The following is a 26,919-nucleotide window of genomic DNA, read 5'->3' as shown; positions in this document are numbered from 1 at the left end:
ATGATTCGATTAACGTTCCAAGCGATTGTCAAAACAATCGCTTGAAGGCATGAATGAATAATGGACTTTAAAGATATTTGTCACGGTTGGCAAGAGTGCCACGCTGGAGTGACGTGAGTTGGAAACGACTTTGAATGGTATTAAACGGTGTCTATAGCGACGGTGATCCACCTCTTCCCATCCCGAACAGAGAAGTTAAGCCCGTTAGCGCCGATGGTACTGCCGAAAGGTGGGAGAGTAGGTCGATGCCAAATTTAGAGAGAGCGAGTTCAAATGACTCGCTCTTTTTTTATCTTTATAGTATCCGAATCATTTTCAATTTTCAATTCTCAATTTTCAATTTATTTTCCTATCTTAGTGCTCTGAATCAATTTACGTGGAAATGGCATTATTTGGTTTATTTAATAGCAAGAAGAAAGAAAGCCTTGACAAAGGGTTAGAGAAAACAAAAGAGAGTGTATTCAAAAAGTTATCCAGGGCAATTGTCGGAAAATCAAAGGTTGATGACGAAGTGCTGGATAATTTGGAGGAAGTATTAATTACTTCTGACGTGGGTGTAGATACGACTCTTCGCATTATAGATAGGATAGAAAAAAGAGTACAACGTGACAAGTATATAGGTACGGACGAGTTGAATCGGGTTTTGAAAGAAGAGATTGTTGATTTGTTAAAAGAAAACAATTCGACGGATTATGATTCTTTGAGTTTGCCTGAAGGACACGGACCTTACGTGATTATGGTTGTCGGGGTGAATGGTGTTGGGAAAACGACGACAATCGGGAAGTTGGCACATAAATTTAAAGCTGCCGGGAAGTCGGTTGTCTTGGGTGCCGCTGATACTTTTAGAGCTGCGGCTGTCGATCAATTGGTGATTTGGGCAGAGCGTGTCGGGGTGCCTATCGTGAAACAAGGGATGGGTGCTGACCCTGCATCCGTGGCGTTTGACACTTTGAGCAAAGCAAAAGCGGAAAATGCAGATATCGTGTTGATTGATACAGCAGGTCGGCTTCATAATAAAATTAATTTGATGAACGAGTTGACCAAGATCAAGAAAGTGATGCAAAAGGTTATCCCTGATGCCCCGCACGAAATATTGCTTGTCCTTGACGGGTCTACCGGGCAGAATGCATATGAACAAGCTAAACAGTTTACTCTGGCAACGGAGGTGAATGCTTTGGCAATCACGAAATTGGACGGTACTGCAAAAGGGGGAGTCGTTATAGGTATTTCGGATCAATTTAAGATTCCGGTAAAATATATCGGTATAGGGGAAAAGATAGATGATCTACAAGTATTTAACCGGGAAGAGTTTGTAGATTCCTTGTTTAATTGAGTTCTTAAAGTTTATAAGGTTTATAAAGTTTGTAAAGTTACGGGTGTCCGTTCTGCTTTATGAACTTTATAAACCTTTTATTTTTAAACGAGTTGGTATGAAAAGAAGGATATTATTTATTTGTTTGGGAAATATATGCCGTTCTCCTAGCGCCGAGGCAATTATGAAGCATTACGTGAAGGAGAGGGGAATGGAGGAACAGTTTTATATTGATTCGGCTGGTATTAGTGGTTATCATTCGGGGGACCCAGCAGATGAACGTATGCAGCGGCACGCAATCCGGAGGGGGTACGAGTTAACCAGTTTGTCGCGAAAGTTTTATCCTGATGCGGATTTCGAGAACTTTGATATGATTATCGGAATGGACGATCAGAATGTACGGGATTTGCGACGGATGGCAAGTACGAAAGAAGAGAGGGAGAAGATTTACAAGATGACGGATTTCTGTCAGCGTTTTTCTTATCGGGATAGTGTGCCCGATCCTTATTATGGAGGGGATGCGGGATTTGAACTGGTGTTGGATTTGCTGGAAGATGCCGTGGAAGGATTATTGGAACGATTGGAAGATTAAAGATTATTGACGAGGTGTTTTGGGGAATATCAAGATAATATTTAAAAGTGGAATGATGAATAAAATGAAATTGTTGGCGTTCTTGATGCTTTTCGTGTTGCCGGAAATAAGTAAGGCACAAAGGGAAAGCTATCCTTTAGATTGGTTCTTGCGGGATGTCGAGCAGGACAGTATGTTCGGAACCGGGGTACATCGTATTTACAAGGAATTGTTACCGGGAAAGAAGCCCGCATCCCTGATTGTTGCCGTGATCGATTCGGGATTTGACACGACAGCACAAATGTTACGTCCCGTGTTATGGCGTAACCTGGGAGAAATTGTCGGAAATGGAAAAGATGATGACCATAACGGTTACACGGATGATATTCACGGGTGGAATTTCATGGGAACCCGGGATGGAGATTCCCAATCTCGGGGTGTCCCTGAAGAATTGCGCACGTATAGTTGGCTGCTGAAGACTTACAAAGGCGATATGAGAAAGATGTCCCAGGAGGAACGGGATTTGTTTGTTTCATTATATCGTACTTATGGTATCAGAAAAGTTGAATACGAACGAGAGAGTATAGAGGCGCAAGAGAAATTGAAAGAGATCAAGCGAATCAAGAAGCAAGCTTGGTTTAAAAAGGCGTATAAGGAGCATATGGTTCGAAAAGCCACTGAGCCGGTATTGACGAACGAGGAGAAAATAGAAATGCTTAAAGCCGGGAAGCCATTGCCCCGGGTAGAGCCGGATACAGTGGAAAAGATTCTCACGAAGGAACGCATCCTTCTGCGGACAATAGAGTCGGACAAAGAGTTATTTACAATTGCTTTTGATATTCGTAAAGTGATAGGGGACGATCCTTATGATATGAACGATCGAAAATATGGTCATCCTTATTTCCCGATAGCCTCGTGTAGCAAGCATGGTACTCACGTCGCTTCCACGATTGGAGGTGTACAGGAGCCCAATTCGGGGGTGTACGGTATTGCCCAGGGGGTACAGATTATGTTGTTGCAAGTGGTGCCTCCCGGGGGCGACGAGGAAGATAAAGATATTGCTTTAGCGATTCGTTATGCTGTGGATAACGGGGCGAAGGTGATAAACATGAGCTTCGGGAAATATACAGCTCTTAGCAGTACGCAAAAATGGATAGAAGAAGCGATGGATTATGCGGCTGCTCATGATGTTTTGATTGTACGTGCAGCCGGGAATAATAGTAAGAATATAGATCAAGTGAACGTTTATCCCGGACGCCCCTCCAAACCGGAAACACAGGCTTGTTATATATGTGTCGGGGCACACGGGTCTAATTTGAGAGCTGTAGATAAGAATAACAAGTTGGTGATTTTTTCCAATTACGGAAAGAAGTCGGTTGATTTGTTCGCTCCCGGTCATAACATATATAGCCAGGTGCCGGGTGGCTATGCTCAACAATCAGGGACAAGTATGGCATCTCCGGTATGTGCGGGTGTTGCAGCTCTTATTCGTATGTATTACCCGAGTTTGACAGCGGCTCAAGTGAAAGACATTTTAATGAAGACTGTAACTCCTTGTAACCAGACGTGTAAGCTTGTCCGGATTCCTCTTAAATTCAGTGATATGAGTATTAGCGGGGGAATGTTGAACGGGTATGAAGCTATGAAGTTAGCGGAGGAGATGGCAAAGTAAAATAAAAGCCCGCTCGTGAGCGGGCTTTTTGTTTATTTCAATAACGAGGCAAGGCAGTCGTTCACGTTCTTTTCGATACGGGCGAGAACGTTGGTGTTCTCTGCTTTCACGAATTTCGTTCCGGTGATATGTTCGTACAATTCAATGTAACGATCGGTAATATTGTTTACCACTTCCGGGGTCATTTCAGGTACTTGCTGACCGGCTTTTCCTTGGAAACCATTTTCCATTAACCATTCGCGTACGAATTCTTTGGATAATTGGCGTTGTTTTTCCCCTTTGGCAAGACGTTCTTCGTAACCTTCTGCGTAGAAATAACGAGAAGAGTCCGGCGTATGTATTTCGTCGATCAAATAGATCTTACCGTCTTTTTTACCGAACTCGTATTTGGTATCTACTAGAATCAATCCCATTTTAGCTGCAATTTCAGTACCTCTTTGGAAAAGGGCAAGGGTGTATTTCTCGATAGCCTCGTAATCTTCTTTACTTACCAATCCGGAAGCGATGATTTCCTCTTTAGAGATATTCTCGTCATGTCCTTCCATTGCTTTGGTGGTCGGGGTAACGAGTGGCGTCGGGAATTTTTGATTCTCTACCATACCTTCAGGTAAAGGCAAACCGCAAAGGGTTCTGTTTCCGGCTTTGTATTCTCTCCATGCGCTTCCTGCCAAATAACCACGGATGACCATTTCAACTTTGAAAGGCTCGCATCTGTGACCAATGGTTACCATCGGATCGGGTGTGGCTATTTTCCAGTTCGGCACGATGTCTGCTGTCGCATCCAGAAATTTTGCGGCAATCTGGTTTAAGATTTGTCCTTTGTAAGGTATTCCTTTCGGGAGTACCACGTCGAAAGCGGAAATTCTGTCGGATACCAGCATAACGAGGTATTCGTCGTTGATGTTATACACGTCACGTACTTTGCCGACGTATTCATCCTTCTGTTTCGGAAATTTGAAATTTGTTTTTACAATCGCTTCCATGTTATTTGCTTTAAGATCCGTTATTTAGTTTTTTCTTCGTTATTATATGCGTTGACAATGTCCTTTACCAGCCTGTGGCGCACGATGTCACTTGTGTCGAACTCGACAAAGGCGATGCCCTTGATGCCATGCAGTAATTTGAAAGCATGGATAAGTCCCGAGTCGCTGTGCCGGGGCAGGTCGATTTGACTCATGTCACCCGTGACTACAAATTTGGCATTGACACCCATACGTGTCAGGAACATTTTTAATTGGTTCTTTGTCGTATTCTGGGCTTCGTCGAGAATAACGAAAGCATCATTCAGGGTGCGTCCCCTCATGTACGCCAGCGGGGCAATCTGTATGATTTCCGTTTCCAAGTATTCCGAGAGTTTCTTGGGTGGTATCATATCGGAAAGAGCATCGTACAAGGGTTGCAAGTAGGGGTCTACTTTTTCTTTCATGTCACCCGGCAGAAATCCTAGGCTTTCGCCGGCTTCCACGGCGGGGCGGCTGAGTATGATGCGTTTTACTTCTTTGTTACGCAAGGATTTGACAGCTAGTGCTATTGCTGTATAGGTTTTTCCCGATCCGGCAGGTCCCGTGGCAAAAAGTAAATCGTTCGTCCTCTCTAAATCAACCAATTTTCGCTGATTTGCCGTTCTGGCACGAATGGTTTTCCCGTTGTTTCCGAAAACAATGATGGATGCCGGGTCTTCAGGGTCCTCTACGATTTCATCCTCAAGAATGATTCTTTTGAGGTTGGCTATCGTGAGCATATTGTATTTATTATAATGTTCCAAGAGGGCATTAATTTTTGCCACGAGGACGTTAATATCACTTTCTTCTCCCTGAATAATGATTTCATCCCCCCGGGCTGTGATTTTCAATTTTGGAAAAAATTCTTTTAACGTGATGAATTTTGCGTTGTTAATGCCGTAAAAGTCAATCGGATCAATGTTTCCAATACTTATTCTTTTCTCTATCATGAAACTTAAAATAAATAGCTTATTTTTGCAGGTGCAAAGTAGGGAAAACAATTGAAAATTAAAAGTTGAGAATTGAAAATTTTTCATTAGCGTGAAGTTAAACATGGAGAAGGATTTTAGTAAACAAGAAGAGGCTTTCGCCGAGTTATTAGATATAATGTCGACACTGCGGGAAAAGTGCCCGTGGGATCATAAACAGACGTTAGAGTCATTGCGGACGTTGACCGTGGAGGAGGTGTACGAGTTGGGTGATGCCATCGTAAAGGGGGATATGCAGGAGGTGAAAAAGGAGTTGGGGGATTTACTTATGCATATTGTTTTTTATGCTGTGATCGGCGAGGAGAAAGGCGAATTTGATATTACCGGGGTGCTGGAAGAGATTTGTGCGAAGTTGCGTTACCGGCATCCTCATATATACGGGGATGTGAAGGTTGAGAACGAGGATGACGTGAGTCGTAACTGGGAGCAATTGAAATTGAAGGAAAAGGGACGGCATCATAAGGTGTTGGAAGGGGTACCCGATGCCTTGCCTGCATTGGTGAAGGCTTATCGGATACAAGATAAAGTGAGGGGAGTTGGCTTTGATTGGCACCAGAAGGAGGACGTGTGGCTGAAAGTGCGGGAAGAACTTGGAGAGTTGGAAGTAGAAGTGGCGAAAGCAGATCAAGAACATATGGAAGAGGAATTCGGTGATTTCATGTTTGCCATGATTAATGCCGGACGTCTGTACGGGATTAATCCGGAAGATGCACTGGAAAAGGCAAACCGGAAGTTTATCCGCCGTTTTTCGTTTATCGAGGAAAAGGCGAATGAAGCCGGAAAGAAATTGAACGATATGACGTTGGAAGAAATGGACGAGTATTGGAACGAGGCGAAGAAACAGGAAATAATCTAAAATTACTAAGGTGGATTTAACGGGTAAGTGGAAATACAAGGAGGATTACGGTTACGGTGTAGCCGAAGGAGAGTTATTCTTGAAGCAGGAAGGGAATGAATTGTCCGGAAGAATTATTTTTACGGATAAGTTGAATGATGACGACGCATATATGTTGCAAGAGTTTTTAATCGGATCGTTGGAAGGACATAAGGTGAAACTGGATGCCGAGGAATTTGATATTATTCATTCCGAACACGAGATAGATTACGAATTAGACAGTTGGTTCGGAGTGTTGGTGGATGATGATACGATTGTCGGTCTGAGTAAGGACGGGCAAGGAATAGAGGGTAAATTTACGTTTTCCAGAGAGAAGAATTAAATGTTAAAAGAGTGATAAATTTGAAAAGCTGACTTTTGTCAGCTTTTTTTTTTGTTCTATATTCTATATTGCAGAAGAATCTAATAACCTAACTAATAATATACTTATGTCGAAAATTAATTTGCATCCTATTCTGGATGTGCCAAAACGAAATAAAGTGGTGTTCACTTTTAACGGAAAGAAAGTAGAAGGAGAATGTGGTTATACCATTGCGGCTGCATTACATCAGGCGGGTTTTCCCGTGCATAGCCATAGTATAGACGGGCGGGGGCGTTCGTTGGCTTGTGGTATAGGGAAATGCGGTGCTTGTGAGATGTTGGTCGACGGTAAGGTTCGGCGTATTTGTGTAACGAAAGTGGACGGGGTGAAAGAGGTGAGGGAACTTGCACAAGGGGAGATGCCCGAACGTTGTGATGCGCATGGACAGGAAACCCGGAAAATCCTTCGTACCACGGTGGTTATCGTGGGAGCCGGTCCGGCAGGATTGGCAGTGCGGGAGGAATTTAATAAATATGGCGTGGATAATATCGTGATCGATAATAACGACAAGATCGGGGGGCAGTTTAATATGCAGACTCACCAGTTCTTTTTTTTCGAAAAGGAAAAACGTTTTGGCGGTATGCGTGGTTTTGATATAGCCAAGACGCTGGCGGGGGAGAATATGGAGGGAATCTATCTGAATTCCACGGTGTGGGATGTTTTGGAGGGAAAGCGGATCGCCGTGAAGAATTTGGAAACGGATACGGTTTTCTTCGTGGATACCGAGTATCTGGTTGTTGCCACGGGTGCGGTTCCGTTTATGCCGGCTTTCGAGAATGACGATCTGCCCGGTGTGTACACTGCCGCGGTAGTGCAGAAAATGATGAATAATGAATTGACACTGTTAGGGAAGAATGTCCTGACGGTGGGTGCCGGAAATATCGGGTATTTGACTTCTTACCAGTTAATGCAGGCAGGTGCTAACGTGAAAGCGATTATCGAGGCGATGCCGAAAGAAGGAGGATTCCCCGTTCAAGCAAACCGTGTACGTCGGTTGGCAATTCCTATTATGACTTCGCACGTGTTGTTGAAAGCAATCCCGAATGAGGACCATACTGGAATAAAAGGAGCCGTGATTGCCGAATGCGAGAATTTTAAAGCGGTGCCGGGTACGGAAAGGATTTTGGAAGGTATCGATGTGATTAATATTTGTACCGGGTTAATTCCAGATAATCAATTGTTGACGAAAGGACGTGCCGTGTTTGGCGAACGTTGCTATGCAGCCGGAGATGCCGTGCGTATCGGGGAAGGCACGAGTGCCGTGTTGCGAGGGAAACAGGCAGCCACGGAGATCATGCTGGATATGGGTACCCGGGTGAGTTATGACGATTATTTAGTTTTATCCAAAGAATATATCGACGCGCAACAGCATCCGGTTCGGATACTGGAAGCTCCCTGTCTGCCGGATACGGAGCGTATGCGAAAGAGAGGCTTCGTGCAAATGGATTGTTTGTACGGTTTTGCTTGTAATCCTTGCTCATTTGCTTGTCCGCATGGGGCGATCACCAAGAGTTCTACTTCGACGGTACCGCACGTGGATTACGACAAATGTATTGGATGTATGGAATGCGTGTATCAATGTCCGGGATTGGCTATTTTCGGTTATGATTTGCGGAAAGACAGTTTATTCCTGCCGATCGAGTACGAGGTGAAGGAAAAAGAAGTGGTTTATCTCGTGAATAATTACGGAGAGAGGTTAGGGGATGGAATTGTCGAGAAAGTTCTGCACAAACCGAATAAGACGAATATTGCCCGGGTGAAAGCATTGAATATTCACGACGAAGAGTTGGTAAAGGTAAGAGGCTTTGTGCTGAAAGAGCGTTACCCGGAATGTTTGGAACTAGAACCTTTGTTGAAGGATGAGAAGGGAGTTACGTTTATTTGCCATTGTGATGACGTGACTTTGGATGACGTGATGAAAATCGTGGGCGACCGCACGTTTATTTCTATTGATGAGATCAAGCACACGACTCGTCTGGGGATGGGGCCCTGTCGCGGTAAACGTTGTATTCCCCGTTTGAAGACAGCTTTGCGGGCAAAGGGAATCGAGATCGTGGGAGATGCCACGCCGAGAGCCCCGTTGTCCAATCAATTGAACTTGGGTGAGTTGTATCCGCCGAAGCGAGGGGAAGAGTACCGGGTGGCTAACCGTTCCGATTTCAAGAAAGTGGAGGTCGGTGCGTTGATTGCCGGAGGCGGTATTGCGGGTAGTGCGTTGTTCCGTTATATGGCGGAAGCGGGATTGAATCCCGTGCTTGTGAATGCCGACAGGGGTTCGTCGTGGAGAAATATCGGCGGAGGTCGTACGGCGTTCTCTTTGCCGGAACTGGCAGAGATCGCGGAACACAATCACGCTATATTTAAGGAATTACAGGGGCTTTCTAATATTGATTACAAGACAACCCGATATATTAATCTGGCACATGACGAGGCTACATTCGAGGCTTTGGATGCCAGCCGAGCTTGGTCGGATGCTTATATGGTAGAGCCGAAGAATTTCCAAAAGGAAATATCTCCCTATTTTGACACGAAATCCAAACGTTATCTAGGAGCTTTGATTACGAATGACTGTTGGCAGGCTACGCCGGGTAAAGTGGTTGATTTGATTCGGAACATGGGGATTCATGCGGGAGGGCGTGTTGTGGAAGATTGCAAGGTGCTCGAGGTGATGAAGGAAGGGTCTGCTTATAGTATTCTGGTATTGACTCATGATAAGAAATACGTGGAGTTCCGCACAGATGTGTTCGTGAATGCTTTGGGAGCCGGGGCTGGTAAGATATGCGAGGGATTGGGTATCCATGCCGGATTGTATCCCGTGCGCCATCAAGCATTTATCACCCGTCGCCTGCCGATGTTGGGTAAGAATGGAGATAGTCTGGATATGTTGATCGATCGCCAAGAGTACAAGGGATTCTCTGCCGTGTACGGACAACAGTTGGTACACACGGGACAGATTATCGGGTGTGCTTCTCCGCGGGTGGATGCTTTGCGGACGGACAAGAATTTGATTCTAAACACGAAGGAGTTTATTGAGATTATCAGTGAGTTCTTCGTGGATTGGATGCCTAAGTTGGCAGGCGTAAGCATACAGGCTACATGGTCGGGATATTACACGGAACCTCGCTATATTATAGACCCCGAATTGGGCTTATTCGTCGGGATGAGAGGACACGGGTTCATGTTGTCGCAGTATCTTGCCAAGATGTATGTAGACAAATTAATGGGACGTCCGGTTCCGGAATATTTTGATAAACTAAAATTGAACGCCCCGGGATTGTCGGAGAAAGCGTTTAAATGAGAGAGTCCTGTGGGCTCTGTTGCAGGTTGCATTTGTCTTCGGCAAGTTGCAGGTTACAAGTTGATATCGGTTGAATATTCAACTTACAGAGCCGAAGGCTCAACCTGTAACCTGCAACTTTGCCGAAGGCAAATCTCAAGGACGTGTATGTGTCAGATAGTTGGATAGTTTGGTTTGATACTCGGCACAGGCGGAGGTGTAATTATTGCAGCTTTCCGTGTACAGGGTTTCGGCATTCAATAAATCACTCAACGAGGACGTTCCGGCACTGAAATGTTGTTTGTTCAACCGTAGATTTTCGGTGGAGGAAGCGATGGATTTCCGTGCCAGTTCGATTTGGGCGTAGGCTTCCGTGAGTTCGCTCCATAGCTGTTCGATTTCTACCATGAGTAATTCTTCTGCATTTTTGCGATCGTTCTCGGCTTGTTCCTTTTTTACACGGGCTTTTTTAATCACGTGTGAACCTCCCCACCAGGAAGAGATGGGAACGGATACGCTGGCGAAGGCGAGTTCCGTGTTCACGTCTTTTTTCAGAATATTGTAGTAGACATGACCCACGCCGATACCTATTTGGGGAAGATGTTTGCTGCGCTCCATCCGGATTTGGTAGCCTTGGGCATCCACGTTTTTTTGAGCCAGAAGGTATTCAATCCGTTGTTGTACGGCATCCTGTGGAGCGATGTAATAGCCGAGGGGCGGTTCGGGTTGCACGAACTCATCCGTGGCAATATCAAATGAAGTGAAATCAGCCCCGATGTATTGTGCCAGCACCATTTTTGAAACTCGCAGACCGTTTTCGACTCTCAGGCGTTGGCTGGCGATTTCTTGTTGCCGGAGTTCGACTCGTAGCAAATCATTCCGGGTTGTGAGTCCGGTTTTAACGGCTAATTCTACTTGCCGATAAATTTCTGTTAGTAATTTGTCTACAACGTCGAGAGTGGAGAGATTGTTATTCAGCGTGGCAATCAGCCAGTAGTATTCCACGGTTTTTTGTTTTACTTCGTTCTCCGTCAAACGATGTTGCAGCACACTGACATCTTCGCCTAATTTTGCCAGCTTGTTGCCATTGATGATTTGCAGTCCGGCGAAAACAGGTTGTACGGCTGTGGCTGTCGCGAATACTCCTTTTTTAATGAAAGATAAAGGTACATTTGCTATACCGAAAAGATCCAAGTCTGCCTGCAACAAGTTGCGGCTACCTTGAAACGCCATCCCCGATGCGGAAACTTGCGGAAAATAAAAGGTAAAAGCCTCTTTACGGGTTTGCCGAGCCATTTCCATTTCCAGCAGGCTGTTTTTAATCTTGTTATTTTTCTCGAGTGCGGCGGTGAGGCACTCTTCCAGCGTGTACACTTGAGCACGTGTCATAAAAGGCAGGAATACCATGCAGAATAGTAAAAGGTAGATATGTTTCATGATTTCAATCGTTTATCGTTTTTTGAATAGAGTTTCCAGTACACCACGGGGAGGATGGTGATGACCAGTAGCAGGGAACCGATACCTCCCGCGAAAATGGTAACTCCCACGGGCGTCCAGAAGGTGCTGTTGCTGACGATCATGGTGATTACTCCCGTGGCAGTGGTTGCTGTTGTCAGGAATATGGGAACCATGCGCCGTTTGCCCGCGTCATATGCTGCCTCACGTGCGGATTCACGATGATTTATACGGCGGTCTTCTGCGTGTTGATACATCAGTATAACGTTTCGCACGATCATTCCCAGCAGTGTGATAAATCCGAACACGGAAGTAATACTAATCGTTTTACCGGCAATCCATAGCCCGATCATAGCACCGAACAGGCTCAACGACATGGAGAGCATGGCTACGGCGGTAATCCCGAATTTTCGGAAACTAATCAAGATGAAAAAGAATATGATGACCATTGCGATCCCCAAGCCGGACATGATGGGAGGAAGGGTTTCCATATCATATTCGTATTCTCCGCCGACTTCCGGGGTCAATCCCGCGGGGAATTGTCCTTGCAATTCCCCGGCTATCGCTTTGTTAATTTTGCTTAGGGTTTCCAATGTATTTTCACCCCTCCGCTGGTCGGCTATCACGGAAAGGCAACGCGTACCGTTGCGATGCACGATTTTACTCTCGTGCCACACGGGCTTGACGCTTGCTATCTGGCGTGTCGGAACAGATGTCGGAGAGGTTGTAGCCGGGAGGTAAAGGTCTTTGATATTCTGTGCCGTAAGGCTGTCTTTACGGGCGTTTTTCATGACAACCGGAAGTGCGTAATCTCCTTCCCACACGGAACCGATCGGTATGCCCGCGGTGGCTATCGAAAGGTTGAGTGCCATCGAGGAGCGGGTGATTCCCAGCTGGGAAGCGGCAACGGGATCAAGCGTGATTTCCATCACGGGACGGGGAATGTCGTAATTCGTGTAGACATGTGCCAGTTCCGGCATGGTGCGCAAGTGATCTATTAAGATATTGGCAGCCCGGTGTAAAGAATCGATATTCTCTCCCTGGAAGCGAAATTCCAATTCCGGTACGACTTGGAAATCCAGCTGTTTGAATTTCACGTAAGCGTCGGGGAATAAATCGGCGTATTGATTCGTGTATTTATCCAAAATGTCCTCGGTATCCTTGATGGAGGTGGTGTTCACGATAAACTGCGCGTAATTCTTTGCCGGCATCTGCGGGGCGTATGAAGTTTGGAAACGCGGGGAGGAACAACCGATAAAGGAGGTGATGGAAGTGACACGTTTGTCCGCTTTGAGCAAGGAATACACAGAATCGGCAACTTGTTCCGTGCGGGATAAAGGTGTTCCTTCTGCCAGGTATATCTCCACGGCAAATTGATCCCGGTCAGCTACCGGAAACATCCGATATTGCAACAGGGGAACGATCATTATCGCGATCAGAACGGATGCCACGCCCGAACCGATGGTGATCCACGGGTGGCGGAAGGTCCATACCAACACTCGTTCGTAGAGTCTCTGCACGTGATCGGTAAGGCTTTTTTTGTTGGTCTTGATATATCTTTTCCGAATAATCCACGTGTTCAGCAACGGGATGATCGTGACGGCGAGTACCAGCGAAACCATCAGGTTGATGGTGATCGTCCAGGGGAAATAAGTCACGAAATCTCCGATCTGTCCCGTCAGCGTGAACAATATCGGGAAGAATATAGCGCAAATACAAGCTGTCGCCAGCAACATCGGCAGGAAATATTGGTTGGCACTCTTGATAGCGGCGTGCCAGCGTGAATATCCTTTGTTAAGATAATCCAGATAGCCGTCGATGATGACGATGGAGTCGTCCACGATCATTCCCAGTACCACGATAAGCGCTGCCAGAGTTACCGTGTTCAAGGGTATGCCGCATATATACATGATACCCACGGAAATGAATGTGGCGAAAGGAATCGTGATTGCCGCGACGAGGGCGGAACGAAAGGGGAATAAAATCATCATAACCAGAATAATAATCACGATAGCGATGATTAGCTCGTGCAGGAAGGAGGAAACGGACTCCCCGACTACTTTTGCTTGATCGGCTATGCGGCTGATAGATACGTCGTCGGGCAACACCTGTTCCCGGTAATTGTCGAGTACCTTATCCACGTTTTTCCCGTATTCCACGATATCGAATCCGCCTCGCATTTCAAGGGAAAGGATCACGCAGGGATGCCCGTTATTTTTGATATGACTTTCGGAAGCGTCGTATTCACGGGTGACACGGGCTATATCTTTGATGCGGACAACGTTGTTTTGTGGATCGGAGTAGATGATTTGGTTAGCTACTTCTTCTTCACTGCTCAGCGCGGGAGCGAGGTGCAACGGGATATTCATGTCGTCGTTTTCAAGTGAACCGCCACTTGTCGTGAATCCTTGCGAGAACAGGATGCCCGACAGTATTTTCTCGTTGATGCCATAGGCAGCCATTCGCTCCTGGTCTACATGAATCGTGATTTGTTCTTTTACGATGCCGTAGGGACGGATATTCGATACGGATTCTACCTGGCGGAGGCGGTCGCTTAGATCGTCGACGTAGGTTTGCAGTTCCCGGTAGGAACGTTTGTCAGATTCGACGGCAATCAGCAGGGCAGAAGTATCACCGAAATCGTCATTAGCGATGACAGCCAGTACCCCCGATGGCAATTGAGATTTAAACAGGGAAAGCCCGTGTTTGATCTTAGACCATACCTCGTCCTTGTTATTTATATCATCGTTCAATTCTACCATGACATAGCACATTCCGTGTTGGGAGGTGGAGATTGTTTTGGCTCGTTTTACTTCTTTATACGTGAACAGGAACCGTTCCAGCGGTTTGGTCAGTTGTTCTTCGACCTCGTTGACCGATGCTCCGGGGTACACGCCTACCACGACACCCTGCCGAACGGTAAATTCCGGGAATTCCTGCTTGGGCATCTTGTTAATGCCGAGTATGCCGAAAATAAACAAAAGGATAACAATCAGCATGGAGATCCGGTAATTTTCCATTGCCCAACGGACAAAATTGAATTTCTTTTTCATTAGAATATGATTTTATTGCCTTCGCTTATTTTTTGATACCCTTCCGTGATGATGCGTTCGCCTACCGTCAGGCCATGAACGATCGTTATTCGGTTGCCAATAGGAGTACCGATCGTGACGGGAGCGCGGAGTGCCGTGTTGTTCTCTGAAACCTTCCACACGAAAGATAGTCCGTCTGCATCCCGTTGTACGGCAGTCAACGGAACCGTTATCCGCGCATCATTGTCTGTAAATACGGCGACGGAGCAAACCATCCCCGGTAATAATTCCTTGTCGGGATTCGGCAGGACAACCCGGGTGTCGTAAGTTCGGGTCACGGGATTGGCGACAATTCCTTTTTCAAGGTTTTCGCCCTCGTATTTCCGGTTATTTAATGCTGCCACCTGCACCTGTGAACGGCAAGAAGCGGTCAGCCCGGATATTTCCGTTTCGGGTACGGCAAATTTGGCTTTCACGTGATTTATTTGCAGTAACGTGAACACGGGTTGTCCCGGAATGGCGGTTTCCCCCACGGAAAAGATTTTCTTCCCGATTACGCCGTCGAAGGGGGCGACGAGCATACAATCTTCGTGATTCTTGCAGGCAATATTGTATGTGGACTGTGCTTGTTGCAGTTTCGTGTTTATTTCCACCATTTTTATTTCCGGCAGGCTTTCCCCCTCGTACATTTGTTTTAATCGGACGTAGCCGTCCTTGGCTTGTTCGAGCGTGGCTGAAGCCGCATCCAGAAGGTCTTTGGCCGAAGCGTCGTTTAATTGTGCCAACAGTTTTCCTTTTTGCACGGCTTCTCCTTCCCGGACGTGTATTTGTTCAATTTTTCCGCCTATCCCGAAACTGATGGAAGCCCCGGCTTCTTCTTCGATCACACCCACGTAAGAACGTTGCATGATATTCTCGGAGGAGACAACGACTTCGGTCACCACTTTTTTAGGTTCTGGGTTCGTGGCGGCTTTCCGGTCGGAACAACCCGTGAGAATCGTAATGATAGCAAGCCAATAGCATTGCGAGGTTCGTTTGATAAATTGTGTCATGATTTTTCGTTTTATTTCCGCTACAAAATTCTCTCTTCGGCATCGATTTATAAAGGTTGTTTTTATGGTACGATTGGTCAATTCGTCGCATTTTGATCTTTCACGGGGAGATTATCTAAATAAATCTTTTACTTTTGTCAGAAAAAGAAATTAGAGATGGAACAGAATCAAATCGGGAGTTTCTCGTTGGAAAAATTGTTAGCGGTAAACGACCTTACTCAAGTGGGAGCATTGTATAACCGGGAGTGTTTTATCGTGTCGTGTGACCCGGGGGATGGAATAGAATTGTTTAAATATCCTTGTCGTATCAATGCTTTCGTGTTGGTCATTTGTTCCGAAGGGGAAGTTTCGTTGACTTGTAATTTGAATTCCTGCGAGATCAAGAAAAATACCTTATTTTTTTGTCATTCCGGTACGATTGTTCAGTTAAAATCTGCTACTGCCTGCCGCTTGGAAGTGATTATCCTCGAGGAAGAGTTTTTGAAGAACTTGACAATCGACGTGAAGCGGATTCTTCCTTTTTACCCGCATATGCAGGAGATGGTCTTGATCGATTTATCCCCGGCGGAGAGTGCTTTTTTGCAGGATTTATTGGCGAAGGCGGCATCGGAAATTGTGAATTCCTCTTCCAAACCGTATTATCACGATTTGGTGAAGACGCTGATTTATTCCGCGGCATACAAGGTGTTGAATATCTTTATCGATTATTTCCTGATGAAATTGTCTAATAATCCCGAGAGCCAGAAGCATGGTGAGGAATATTTCAAAATGTTCCTGTCTTTGCTCATGGAGCATTACCGGTCAGAGCGTTCCGTCGGTTTTTATGCTTCCCGTCTGAACCTGACACCCAAATATCTGACTACCTTGATTAAGAAAGTCAGCGGTCGTTCGGCTGCCGAGTGGATTGACGAGTACGTGGTGTTGGAGGCGAAGAATCTGCTTAAATACTCGGATATGAGTATCCAGCAAATCGCTTATTATTTGAATTTCTCCGATCAATCGTTTTTCGGGAAGTACTTTAAAAAGCAAGCGGGTGTATCCCCAAGCGTGTACAAGATGCAGGAATAATTTTATGCAAATTTCCGGATATATTCCTTATCTTTGCCCCAAAAATTACAGAATATGATAAAGTTAGGAGAATACAATATATTGAAGGTCGTGAAGACTGTCGATTTCGGGGTTTATTTGGACGGTGGAGAGTATTGGGGTGAGATTTTATTGCCGAAAGAAACTGCGCCTGCCGAATGCAAGGAAGGCGACGAGTTGAACGTGTTTATTTATTTTGATTCGGAAGACCGGGTCATAGCCACGATGACGAAGCCTAAGGCAGTCGTGGGCGATTTTGCCTTGATGAAAGTGGTGGGAACGAGCTGCGTGGGAGCGTTTCTCGATTGGGGATTACGCAAGGATTTACTGGTGCCGTTCCGTGAACAACGGGAAGAAATGCAAGTGGGAAGAGAGTATCTGGTTTACGTGTACGTGGATAAGACGACGGATCGTATCGTGGCTTCGACGCGATTGAATCGGTTTCTGGATAAAACTCCGGCAGATTATAAACCCGGCGAGGAAGTGCAGTTGATCATTGCCCGTCGAACGGATTTAGGATATAACGTGATCGTGAACGGAAGCCATGAAGCTGTTATTTACCGGAACGAGATATTCCAACCCTTGTCTATCGGACAACACGTGACGGGATATATCAAGCAAGTTCGGGAAGACGGTAAGATCGACTGTATATTGCAGAAAAATGACGGGCACGAGCAGGTCGATCGTTTGTCAGCGATAATCTTGAAGAAACTGGAAGAGAATGGCGGAGTACTTCAAGTGTCCGATAAAAGCGATCCGGCGGAGATTTATCAACTTTTCGGTTGTAGCAAGAAAAATTACAAGAAAGCCGTCGGGGGATTGTTCAAGCAACATAAAGTGATGATCGGGGAGAAGGAACTGAAACTAAATAATTTATGAATTACGATTTATGATTTACGATTAAAAGTGTTTTTTGTGGAATCTAAAATCATGTTTAAGGTTCGGGCGTATATTACAAGTTTTCGGTTGAGAACATTGCCGCTATCCTTGTCCGGCGTGCTGTTGGGATCGTTGTTGGCGGCGAGTGACGGGTACTTTAAGATAAGTACTTTCGCATGGGTGATGTTGACTGCTACCGCTTTGCAAATACTGTCAAATTTAGCAAATGAAGTCGGGGACTTGAGCAAGGGGACGGATAACGAGCATCGTCTGGGGCCTATCCGAAGTGCGCAAAGCGGAGCTTTAAGCGGGAGAGAGATGATTCGGGCAATGATTGTTGTCGGGGGAATAGCCGTGATTACCGGGAGTTTATTGATTCACGAGGCATTTCGGGATTTACTGAATTGGAAGAGTATCAGTTTGTTTGTCGCCGGAGGTGCTTCTATCGTGGCGGCAATTAAATATACCGTTGGAGATAACGCGTACGGTTACAGGGGACTAGGTGATCTTTTCGTGTTTATCTTTTTCGGGTTGGTCAGCGTGATGGGAAGTTATTTTGCTATGGCGGGTGTCTTACCGTGGATATACATGTTTCCCGCTTCGGCTATCGGTTTACTATCTGCCGGAGTGTTGAATATGAATAATATCCGGGATATCGAGAATGATTCAACTTGTGGAAAACGTACTTTACCCGTGATACTTGGAGTGAAAAGAGCTAAAATATATCACTACGTCTTGATTCTTGCGGCTGTAGCCTGTCTGTTTATTTACACGCTCCTGCATCCTGCCGGGTGGATGGCTTACCTTTTTGTTATTGCCTTACCCTTGCTAGGCATTCATTTGAAAAACGTGTACAGGGGGGAGGGGCGTGAGTTGGATTCACAGTTGAAATTTCTTTCTATTACAACATTGTTGCTTTCATTATTGTTGGGTTTTGGACAGTAATGAGATGTGTGCGATTCTATGTGTATGTTGGTGAATTTGTGCTAATGCGATAACCTTCAGCGTATACGTTATCTATAATTATGGATGGATCTGACGCAAGTGTTTTTCTTAATTGATTTACACATTTTCGTAAACAATTATCTTTATTTCCGCTATAATTAGTCCCCCATAATCCTTCCATCAAGTATTTGAAAGAAGCTGTTTCATGAATCTTTGTACATAGTAATTGGAGTAGTTTTGCGTCCATGGGTTTCATCGGGATTATTTTGTTGTTTATTGTGAGTATACTGGCTGAAGCATTGTATTTTGTTCTCTCCGATATAAAATGTACTTGAGGATTTTTTTTGTTTTGACAGATTCGATAATATATATTTTGGAGTTTATAGGCCAATAATTCAGGTAATATATTTTTAGGAATACAGTCGTCAACACCTGTTTTGATCGCTGCTAATTCACAGGTAGCACTAATGTGTGAACTATATATTATAATTGGTGTTTGGCATCCCTTTTTCCTGATGATTCGTGCAAGTTCTAATCCATTGATGTCGGGAATCTCTATCTCAAGGAGTAATAAATCCGGAATATGAGAGAAGAACATCTTTTGTGTTTGCTTCCCATCGAAGGCTATCCTAACCTGAAATCCATAATCGAATAAATTCCTTCTAGTTGATTCTGCTATTTCTTTATTATTTTCAGCATATAAGATGTCAATTCTTTTTTTCATATTCCATGAATTTTTAAAGTCAAACGCTACACTCAATTAATCTAGCTAAAGATAATAATTTTTTTTGCAATGTAAAATAATCTACAAGAATTAATATTTTATGTGCATAATTTGTTTAAGCGATACATGTTGAAGATTTATATACAATAAATTAGAATATCTAAAGACGCTATGTTATAAGAAATTATTTTCATTTAAACCAAATGAAATAGTGAAAAAATGTAATTACTTTGGAATAATTCACTATGGCAAATCTCCTTTTAAAGGAATATTTTTGATAAATTCTAGTTTTGTTACTAATAATTGTAGTGTGGAAAGTTTTATTTGATGTTTATAAAAATAGCATAAGTTTTTGAATCACATAAATAGTAATTGATATGAAGAGATTGTTTTTTAGTATTTTGTTTGTTTTAATTATTAATGCAATGTGTGCTCAGGAAATAACGCCGAGTGAACAGGCTCAAGGATACCTTCAGAATAAAAATGTCGGTGTAGATTATTGTACTGGTATATTTAATTATAAGATACCTTTATGGGAATTATCTTCTGGAGCTTATAAAGTTCCGGTATACTTGTCGTACTCGACGATGGGTATAAAATCGAAAGATTGGTCTGGTATTTGTGGGGAGGGATGGAATTTAATTTGTGGAGGAGTTGTGACAAGAACAATTCGAGGTGGATTTGCAGATGAGGTAACTCTTATTGGATATGCTGACAATCAGTTTTCTGATATAGACAACACTATGGTGAAATTAGTCAATACTCGGAAAAAAGATGGAGAATCTGATATATTTACTGCCACTTTTGGAAACCAAAGGATTAATTTTGTTTTGGAAGAAAAAAACAGGAGTGAGGTGAGAGCTGTTCCACTGGAAAAAACAAATATTAAAATTGAGGATAATTATAAGGGTAATATTTCCAGTTGGATTATAACGGATGAAAATGGAATAAAGTACGTGTTTGGGGAAAAAGAGGAAACACAAGAAATTACGATGGAAAGTGGTGTCTCTAGAAATAGTATTGTCAATCAAAGCTATATTTCCGCTTGGTATTTAAATGAAATTATTATTCCGAATTCAGATACCATTCATTTTTCTTACATTGACCGTTACACAACAGAGTCTAATACGCCAGTTTATTATCGAAATTCTTATGGAGGTATGAGTAAGGCTGGATATGAGTACGGAATTTCTCAAGAAGATCTAAATTTTTCATTAGAGGAATATCAAGATGAGATTGATTTGAATCTTTCCCTTATTCGAGAACATGCTGCAAAATTAAATCTTGAAGCACAGGCGAATGTGATGGATAAATTTAGAAATCAGCTGGTTGATCAAGAAAGACTTTATGTAGCAAGTTTAGTGGGTAAGATTATGGGGTTGACAACTGATTTACAGTATTTAAGAGAGTCAAGTAATGCTGCAATTCAAGCAATCAATTCTCTTATAGGAAAAGCTAGAAATATAAATACTGCTACAGCTCAATTGTTAGTATCAGAACTTGAATGGTTAAAAAGGTGTTATATATTGGCTTTTAATGGTCGAAAAATAGTACCAGCAAGAGTTGTTACAATGAGTGGAAGTTACAAAATATATATGAAATATTTGTCAAGGGTTTATTCAAATCATTTTGACATGGTATTTAATTACACAAATTATTCGCATGTAATGGATGGTACAACTCGTTCTGGTTATGCTATTTTAAAGGATATTACTCTTTTGTCATATTTAAGAGATACGATTGCAAAGGTCGGCTTTGATATTTCGAAAATCTACTCACACGAGGTTTTAAACAAAATAACAATTTCAGGTAATGATAGTCAGATGGCACAAATTCAAGAATTTGACTATTATGATTTACCTGTTGATAGGAGTGGTAAGGATATTTGGGGATATTACAATGGACGGTCTATGCGTACTAGAACAATGCTCTCTCTAAGTGCTAGTTCCTATTCTCACGTGCTTTTCCCTGGAGGAGATTTTAATCAGTTACGGGTAGAAGTAGATTCATTTTCGAACAGAACAATTGATTCTGTTTACGTGAAAGCGTTAAGTTTAAAGCAGATTAAAACTTCTTCCGGAGCTAAAATAAATATTGATTACGAGTCAAATGAGTTGTATGGAGAAAAACATGCCGGTATTCGGGTTAAATCGTTGAATATTGATAATGGCTTAGGGCAGCAAAATAAGATTAAATATTATTATCAGGACGAGTACGGGAATGGTACAGGCATACTTGCATGGACCGGTTTATCTTCAAGTGTTATGTTGGATTATGGTTATTTCCAAGATTATGTATTGCGAAGTGATATACAAAAAAATGGTGTAAATATTATTAATGATGGAAACAATGGCTTGTTTTATCATTACGTGAGAGAGGAATTTGAAGGAAATGGTAATATAGGGCGTTATTTTTTTGTACCTATTCTTGATAATGACAGGTTTCCGACGCATTATCCTTATTGGTTGTATGGATTGCCCATTGGAAAGATTATTTATGATACTTACGGACAAATGGTCTGGATGGAGAAAAATGTTTATTATACGAATATGATAAACGATGCTTACGCTTTTTATCAGAGTCTTAGTTTTATAGATCAAAATGGTCCATTCTCTTTTTCAAATTTTTTCCGGCAATTGCAACCTTACGAGTATTATATAGATGCCGAAAAAATAGGACTTGAGTTTAGTAAAAACTTAGTTGAGCTGTATAAGGATAATGGAATACGAGGAGGTATAATTCCTTACAATGATATTTATCTTCCTAATCTGGAACCGAGAACTAATATTCGAATTCCGGATCAAAAATATTTATTATATTATGGGGGGAAGGTAGTACCTAAGGAACATCAAGAGTATCATTTTGAATCAGTTTCTCAAGCGACGAGAACGCCTCGGATAGATGATTTATATGATCCCCTACCTGCAAATGCTTTTCTTACGAATAAGGAGACCTATTTGTATGGAACAAATCACTGCAATCCGATAGGGATAGTATCTTTAAGTAGTGATGGAAGCGAGAAAATGCAGATCGTGAAAAGTGTTTTGGATATACAGGATAATGTCGATCCTGTAATTGATGAAATGAAAGCAAATAATATATTTGCCCCGGTGATCATACAACAGAATTTTCTCAAGAAAAATGCAAATAATTGTTTGATTTCTGAAACGGTAAATACTTATAAATCTCTTTCATCGAATTCTGGAAGAATTTATGTTCCATTCGAAGAATTATCAATAAGTATGAAATCTCCTGTGGCTCGGAATCCTCTTTTAACGGGAAAAGAGACAAGTTTATTCAGTCAATCGAGGAGTCTGTATAGGCAAGAGCAGGTTTGTTCCTACCAACAATGCGGGAAGTGGATGAGATTAGTTAGTAAAGAGAAACCCAATGAGGTGAATACCGTCGTTTTTGACAAAGGAAATGACAGAGTTATTTTAGAAGCTACAAATGTAGAATCTGGTAATATTGATGCGATTGACAAATATAGGGCTTCTCAATTAATGTATGCACAAAAAGCAGGGATTACAGGTGATATTGGGTATTATCCGTCGGGTTACACTAATTTGATAAGTTTTCTTTCTGATTTTGTTGCGAGAAATGATATGTATAGTAGAAGAAGTCAGGTTAAACGAGATGAGTTTTTCAAAGGCTCTCTTTATCAAAATATCGATGAATTTGCAAGATTACTTTTAAACGGGAAGGATTATTCAAGAATTCTAGAGTTACAAAATATACTTTACGGGGAGGATATTTGGGATATCCTTGCACAATATCAAGATTTTGTTGATCGAATGGAGGCTCTCGATTTAGATCTTGACTTTTCGAATTATATTGAATGGGTTGAATATGTGATGTATAACACGGAAAGTGCTGTTTTGGATGAAAATAGCGTGTCTTCACTATTGCTATACGGTAAACAGGATATTGCCGGGTTAACCTATTCGCAGAATTTGGTGATTAATGTGAATGAAAATAGAAATTATCAATTGAGTATCGTTCAGAACAACAGCAGGATGTGGATGTCTACATGTACATTGAATTATGATCTAGTGTTTCGTGATGGACAGAAACGTACTTATAGCGTGAGCTATCCGATACCACCCAACGTATGGAAACTTGTGAGTGTTGATATTGATTTGACACAGGTTGATAATCATCAAAATGTGGTACGAATAGAGGTACGTGTCCCTGATGTTACGGATAACAAGTATGCGACCATCGTACTTGCTCCCGTGGGTGTAGAGTATGAAGCTTGTTCTTATGATTCCATGGGAATGCTTTTTTGTAAATTCAATCATCAAGGACAAATGGAACGGTATGAATATGATTCGTTAGGAAGGATTATTAAGATTTATGATCAATCTGGTAATCTTTTGCAGGAGAACGAGTATAACGATCTAACTATCGTGAATTGATAATATGCAAAATAGAAATACTAATTTAATTCTAGTACAATGAAAATATTATACTTATCCGTGTTTTTGACTTTGTTCTTATTGAACTTGGCGAGAGCCACGCAAACGAGGGATAGCCTATTACCAAGGATGAACAATGCCGCGTTGTCTGTTTTGACACAGAATTTTACCGTGACTAAGAATTTTGTGGTGAAGAAAACTTATCTTGATTCGAGTGGTATGAGTGTAGCCCCTCGAGTGATTTCCGATATTACTTATGTTGATGGTTTAGGGAGAAAACTTCAAGATATCCAAGTGAACGGTTCCCCCGGGGGAACTGCTGATATTATTTTGCCTTATGTGTACGGGGTACAAGGGCGGGTAGAAAAAGAATATCTACCTTACAGTAAAACCGGAAATGATGGTGCTTACGACGAAAATGCCACGAGTGTTTCAAATTGGAATATTTATGGAACAGGTGAGGCTGCTTATGCTTTTACTAAAACGGATTATGATAATAGTGCCTTAAATCGAAAATTGAAACAAACCGGAGCTGGCAAAAATTGGCATGTGAACGAGAAAGGGGTTACAATTACTTATGGAATGAATACTGGAAGTGAGGTCAAAATTTACCAGGTAACTACTTCGGGAGCTCTGCAATTTACTAATACTTATTATGCTGCTGGAACTTTGCAAAAAGAGACTCGAATAGACGAGGATGGGAATAAATCGGAAATGTTTACTAATCGGGATGCAGAAGTTATTCTCGTGGTAGAAATAGAAGGAACCAATCGCCTGGAAACGTATAGTGTGTACGATGATCAAGGATTGCTCCGGTATGTACTTTCTCCCGAGGCGAGCTTGCAATTAGGCACCACTACGAGTGAAACCGTGTTGAAGCAACTGGCGTATTATTACGAGTATGATGATTTCAAACGGATGATTATCAAACGTCTACCCGGATGTGATCCTATCTATATGGTTTACGATAAGCGAGACCGACTTGTGATGAGTCAGGATGGAAAACAACGAGCAGTGAATGCAAATAAATGGAGTTACTCTCTGTACGATAACCTAAACCGAGTGATAGAGACGGGCGAGGTGATACTTGGAAGTGCGATGACTCATGCTAGCTTGCAGATGACGGTGTCGGCAAGTCAGAACTACATACCTTCGGGGACAAGAACTGCTTTGCAGTACACGTTATATGATACATATAAAGCTACTGCGAATGTGCCCGTGAAAGCATTCTCGGCAACGGCAGGTTATTCAACGAGTTACAGGACACGAGTTACAGGACTGGTGACGAGCGTGAAGACTCGGGTGTTGGGTACGAGTACATGGTTGACGACCACGACGTATTACGATGATCGGGGGCGAGTGATCCAATCGGTTAGTGATAACCTTCACGGTCGGCTGAGTCGCATAGACATGAAATATGATTTCATGGGGAACGTGTTACAACAGCGAGAGTGTCACTCGATCACGGCGAGCCAGACAGATGTGTTGGAGAAGGTGAACGTGTATGACGATCGGGGACGGTTGTTGTCTTCCACGGCGAAATTGAATAATGGTAGTCCTGCTACCGAGAATTACACGTATGATGCGGTTGGACGCCTTGTCAAGCAGAAACATGGTAACGTGGAGGTGACTATGGCGTATAATACTCGTGGGTGGTTGACAAGCAAGGAAAGTACCCCATTCAAAATGAAATTATATTACGAGAGCCCGGTAGGGGGAAACGTCGCTCGTTGGAATGGGAATATCAGCGAGTGGGAGTGGCAGCACGGCACGGGTGCTGCAACAATGTACGGGTTCACGTATGACGGGGTGAACCGATTGACAGCTAGCACTCGCAAACAGAAAAGCGGCACATCGTGGGTAGCATTGACTGCCGGTTACTTGGAACGTGGTATCACTTATGATCGTAATGGCAACATCAAGACTTTGCAACGCACGGCGGGAAGTGCCACAGTGGTGGATAATCTTTCTTACACATACACGGGCAACCAGTTGACTACTTTGACAGAGAGTGTTAGTGGAACTCCGGTAGGTGATATTTATACTAGGGGGAGTACTGCTGCTGGAAGTTACATTTATGACAAGAACGGTAACATGATAAATGATAGCCGTCGAGCTTTGAATTTATCGTATAATGTATTAAATTTGTTGAGTGAAGTCAAAACCGGTAGCACGGTGAAGGCGAAATACAGTTATCTCGCAGATGGGACGAAGTTACGAGTACGTGATGGTGGAACGAACGGTTTTGATTATCTTGGTTCTTTGACATACAAGAATAGCAGCGCAGGCTTGCAGCTAGAATTAGCTAATTTTGGTTGTGGGGTTATTCGAGCGAATGCTTCAAGTGGTGGTGGAACAGAGGTAAATTACTTCTTGACAGATCACTTGGGTAGTGTGAGAGTGATCGTTGATGGTAGCGGAACGGTGAAGGAGCGGAATGATTACTATCCTTTCGGGGCAAAGCATGTAAGAAGTGATTTCCAACAACTAGCGGCAAATCGTTATAACTATAATAGTAAGGAGGAGCAGATTACGGGGGATTTGGACTACTTGGATTACGGAGCGAGGATGTATGATAGTGGCTTGGGGAGATGGTTTGGAGTGGATCCACGGGCAGAGAAATTTTATTTCATAAGTCCTTATAGTTATGTATTTAATAATCCATTGCACTGGATTGATCCAAATGGTGAATTTCCACTCCCTGTAATAGCGATTCCTGTTGGGGCTGCAACAGTCATAATAGGTGTGATGGAAATGGTTTCAATAGGATTAGGTTTAGTTACGGTTGAAAATACGCTACACAGGGCTTTTGAAAGGCATGGTGTTGAACTCACGGAAGATTTGGTTGATTATTGGACTAGTACGTTACAATCTTTGAGTGTGTTATACTCAGAAGAATACATGCGAAACGAGGGAAAAGAATGGCAAGACAAGAAGGATAGAGAGGCAAAAGATCGCTTGAATCAAACAATAGTTAATATGCAGAATAGTATTAATGCAAATTACCCTTCACCTGACCCAACAGGAAATTTAGATCCTAACGGTGATAAGAAATTAGGTATAGGAATGCGAATTACAACAGGAATAATGTTAGCGATACTTTTGCACAAATCGTGTGAAGACTCTTTGGATAATTTAAATACAAATAAAACTTCTCAGCAGAAAAAGAAATATAGTTTTTGGGAAGCATTAAAAACAATTTGGTTTGGTGAAGATGACAATGAAAAAAATAAACAACAAAAAAAATAAA

Annotated in this window: 17 protein-coding genes and 1 rRNA gene; 12 read left to right on the top strand and 6 right to left on the bottom strand. The window is 42.9% G+C overall.

Going from position 1 to position 26,919, the window contains the following annotated elements; genetic code table 11:
• The first annotated feature begins 143 nt into the window (after positions 1–143).
• From rrf to A3CY_RS0117135, 4 genes are all read left to right on the top strand, one after another.
• Positions 144–254 (top strand): 5S ribosomal RNA (rrf, locus tag A3CY_RS0117150).
• 128 nt (positions 255–382) lie between these two features.
• Positions 383–1,333: a signal recognition particle-docking protein FtsY gene (gene ftsY / locus A3CY_RS0117145; protein ID WP_018339174.1), complete on the top strand. Its 951-nt coding sequence runs from the start codon at positions 383–385 to the stop codon at positions 1,331–1,333.
• A gap of 97 nt (positions 1,334–1,430) precedes the next feature.
• Positions 1,431–1,904, top strand: a complete 474-nt coding sequence (locus tag A3CY_RS0117140) for a low molecular weight protein-tyrosine-phosphatase (RefSeq protein ID WP_026207806.1) — start codon at positions 1,431–1,433, stop codon at positions 1,902–1,904.
• A 55-nt stretch (positions 1,905–1,959) separates the two neighbouring features.
• On the top strand, positions 1,960–3,555 hold the full coding sequence (locus A3CY_RS0117135) for a S8 family serine peptidase (RefSeq protein ID WP_026207805.1): 1,596 nt from the start codon (positions 1,960–1,962) through the stop codon (positions 3,553–3,555).
• Between the two features lie 32 nt (positions 3,556–3,587).
• Here A3CY_RS0117135 and A3CY_RS0117130 read toward each other — a convergent pair whose 3' ends face one another.
• Positions 3,588–4,538, bottom strand: coding sequence for a phosphoribosylaminoimidazolesuccinocarboxamide synthase (locus tag A3CY_RS0117130; RefSeq protein WP_018339171.1), 951 nt, complete (start codon positions 4,536–4,538; stop codon positions 3,588–3,590).
• Between the two features lie 20 nt (positions 4,539–4,558).
• Positions 4,559–5,506 carry a PhoH family protein gene (locus tag A3CY_RS0117125; RefSeq protein WP_026207804.1) on the bottom strand — a complete coding sequence of 316 codons (948 nt, stop codon included), beginning with the start codon at positions 5,504–5,506 and terminating at the stop codon, positions 4,559–4,561.
• Between the two features lie 103 nt (positions 5,507–5,609).
• On the opposite strand from A3CY_RS0117125, the gene mazG reads away from it, so the two are divergent.
• From mazG to A3CY_RS0117110, 3 genes are all read left to right on the top strand, one after another.
• Positions 5,610–6,401: a nucleoside triphosphate pyrophosphohydrolase gene (mazG, locus tag A3CY_RS0117120; protein WP_018339169.1), complete on the top strand. Its 792-nt coding sequence runs from the start codon at positions 5,610–5,612 to the stop codon at positions 6,399–6,401.
• Positions 6,402–6,411: 10 nt separating this feature from the next.
• A complete protein-coding gene (locus tag A3CY_RS0117115) occupies positions 6,412–6,762 on the top strand; it encodes a hypothetical protein (protein WP_018339168.1) in 351 nt (116 codons plus the stop codon).
• 106 nt (positions 6,763–6,868) lie between these two features.
• Complete coding sequence (locus A3CY_RS0117110) at positions 6,869–10,099, top strand: FAD-dependent oxidoreductase (RefSeq protein WP_018339167.1); 3,231 nt, start codon at positions 6,869–6,871, stop codon at positions 10,097–10,099.
• A 135-nt stretch (positions 10,100–10,234) separates the two neighbouring features.
• Here A3CY_RS0117110 and A3CY_RS0117105 read toward each other — a convergent pair whose 3' ends face one another.
• The 3 genes from A3CY_RS0117105 to A3CY_RS0117095 are packed head-to-tail and all read right to left on the bottom strand — an operon-like array spanning position 10,235 to position 15,617.
• Positions 10,235–11,515, bottom strand: a complete 1,281-nt coding sequence (locus A3CY_RS0117105) for a TolC family protein (RefSeq protein WP_240388177.1) — start codon at positions 11,513–11,515, stop codon at positions 10,235–10,237.
• Positions 11,512–14,586 carry an efflux RND transporter permease subunit gene (locus tag A3CY_RS0117100; RefSeq protein WP_018339165.1) on the bottom strand — a complete coding sequence of 1,025 codons (3,075 nt, stop codon included), beginning with the start codon at positions 14,584–14,586 and terminating at the stop codon, positions 11,512–11,514. The genes A3CY_RS0117105 and A3CY_RS0117100 overlap by 4 nt, the downstream gene beginning before the upstream one ends.
• Positions 14,586–15,617: an efflux RND transporter periplasmic adaptor subunit gene (locus A3CY_RS0117095; protein ID WP_018339164.1), complete on the bottom strand. Its 1,032-nt coding sequence runs from the start codon at positions 15,615–15,617 to the stop codon at positions 14,586–14,588. Before A3CY_RS0117095 ends, A3CY_RS0117100 begins: the two co-directional genes overlap by 1 nt.
• 156 nt (positions 15,618–15,773) lie before the next feature.
• On the opposite strand from A3CY_RS0117095, the gene A3CY_RS0117090 reads away from it, so the two are divergent.
• From A3CY_RS0117090 to menA, 3 genes are read left to right on the top strand one after another with little or no spacing between them, the layout of a single operon-like run.
• Entirely contained in the window at positions 15,774–16,685 is a 912-nt protein-coding gene (locus tag A3CY_RS0117090; protein ID WP_018339163.1) for an AraC family transcriptional regulator, read from the top strand.
• Between the two features lie 54 nt (positions 16,686–16,739).
• The gene (locus A3CY_RS0117085) at positions 16,740–17,582 is read left to right on the top strand and encodes a CvfB family protein (RefSeq protein WP_018339162.1); all 843 of its coding nucleotides are present in this window, start codon (positions 16,740–16,742) and stop codon (positions 17,580–17,582) included.
• Positions 17,583–17,618: 36 nt separating this feature from the next.
• Entirely contained in the window at positions 17,619–18,527 is a 909-nt protein-coding gene (gene menA, locus A3CY_RS0117080; protein WP_240388176.1) for a 1,4-dihydroxy-2-naphthoate octaprenyltransferase, read from the top strand.
• Positions 18,528–18,543: 16 nt separating this feature from the next.
• Here the strand turns inward: menA and A3CY_RS0117075 are convergent, their stop codons facing one another.
• Positions 18,544–19,251 carry a response regulator transcription factor gene (locus tag A3CY_RS0117075; protein WP_018339160.1) on the bottom strand — a complete coding sequence of 236 codons (708 nt, stop codon included), beginning with the start codon at positions 19,249–19,251 and terminating at the stop codon, positions 18,544–18,546.
• Positions 19,252–19,628: 377 nt separating this feature from the next.
• Between A3CY_RS0117075 and A3CY_RS0117070 the strand changes: the two genes are divergently transcribed.
• The gene (locus A3CY_RS0117070) at positions 19,629–23,669 is read left to right on the top strand and encodes a hypothetical protein (protein WP_018339159.1); all 4,041 of its coding nucleotides are present in this window, start codon (positions 19,629–19,631) and stop codon (positions 23,667–23,669) included.
• A gap of 39 nt (positions 23,670–23,708) precedes the next feature.
• Positions 23,709–26,918 carry a DUF6443 domain-containing protein gene (locus A3CY_RS21500; protein WP_018339158.1) on the top strand — a complete coding sequence of 1,070 codons (3,210 nt, stop codon included), beginning with the start codon at positions 23,709–23,711 and terminating at the stop codon, positions 26,916–26,918.
• Position 26,919 lies beyond the last annotated feature (1 nt).

Source organism: Butyricimonas synergistica DSM 23225 (genome assembly GCF_000379665.1).
GTDB classification, from domain to species: Bacteria; Bacteroidota; Bacteroidia; order Bacteroidales; family Marinifilaceae; genus Butyricimonas; species Butyricimonas synergistica.
The sequence above is the reverse complement of the archived record's forward strand: the minus strand, read 5'-3'. Positions and strand labels throughout refer to the sequence as shown.

Bases quoted from the DNA above. Each gene is read 5' to 3' on its own strand.
- ftsY (WP_018339174.1), top strand. From the start codon at position 383: ATGGCATTATTTGGTTTATTTAATAGCAAGAAGAAAGAAAGCCTTGAC.
- A3CY_RS0117140 (WP_026207806.1), top strand. From the start codon at position 1,431: ATGAAAAGAAGGATATTATTTATTTGTTTGGGAAATATATGCCGTTCT.
- A3CY_RS0117135 (WP_026207805.1), top strand. From the start codon at position 1,960: ATGAATAAAATGAAATTGTTGGCGTTCTTGATGCTTTTCGTGTTGCCG.
- A3CY_RS0117130 (WP_018339171.1), bottom strand. From the start codon at position 4,538: ATGGAAGCGATTGTAAAAACAAATTTCAAATTTCCGAAACAGAAGGAT.
- A3CY_RS0117125 (WP_026207804.1), bottom strand. From the start codon at position 5,506: ATGATAGAGAAAAGAATAAGTATTGGAAACATTGATCCGATTGACTTT.
- mazG (WP_018339169.1), top strand. From the start codon at position 5,610: ATGGAGAAGGATTTTAGTAAACAAGAAGAGGCTTTCGCCGAGTTATTA.
- A3CY_RS0117110 (WP_018339167.1), top strand. From the start codon at position 6,869: ATGTCGAAAATTAATTTGCATCCTATTCTGGATGTGCCAAAACGAAAT.
- A3CY_RS0117105 (WP_240388177.1), bottom strand. From the start codon at position 11,515: ATGAAACATATCTACCTTTTACTATTCTGCATGGTATTCCTGCCTTTT.
- A3CY_RS0117100 (WP_018339165.1), bottom strand. From the start codon at position 14,586: ATGAAAAAGAAATTCAATTTTGTCCGTTGGGCAATGGAAAATTACCGG.
- A3CY_RS0117095 (WP_018339164.1), bottom strand. From the start codon at position 15,617: ATGACACAATTTATCAAACGAACCTCGCAATGCTATTGGCTTGCTATC.
- A3CY_RS0117090 (WP_018339163.1), top strand. From the start codon at position 15,774: ATGGAACAGAATCAAATCGGGAGTTTCTCGTTGGAAAAATTGTTAGCG.
- A3CY_RS0117085 (WP_018339162.1), top strand. From the start codon at position 16,740: ATGATAAAGTTAGGAGAATACAATATATTGAAGGTCGTGAAGACTGTC.
- A3CY_RS0117075 (WP_018339160.1), bottom strand. From the start codon at position 19,251: ATGAAAAAAAGAATTGACATCTTATATGCTGAAAATAATAAAGAAATA.
- A3CY_RS0117070 (WP_018339159.1), top strand. From the start codon at position 19,629: ATGAAGAGATTGTTTTTTAGTATTTTGTTTGTTTTAATTATTAATGCA.
- A3CY_RS21500 (WP_018339158.1), top strand. From the start codon at position 23,709: ATGAAAATATTATACTTATCCGTGTTTTTGACTTTGTTCTTATTGAAC.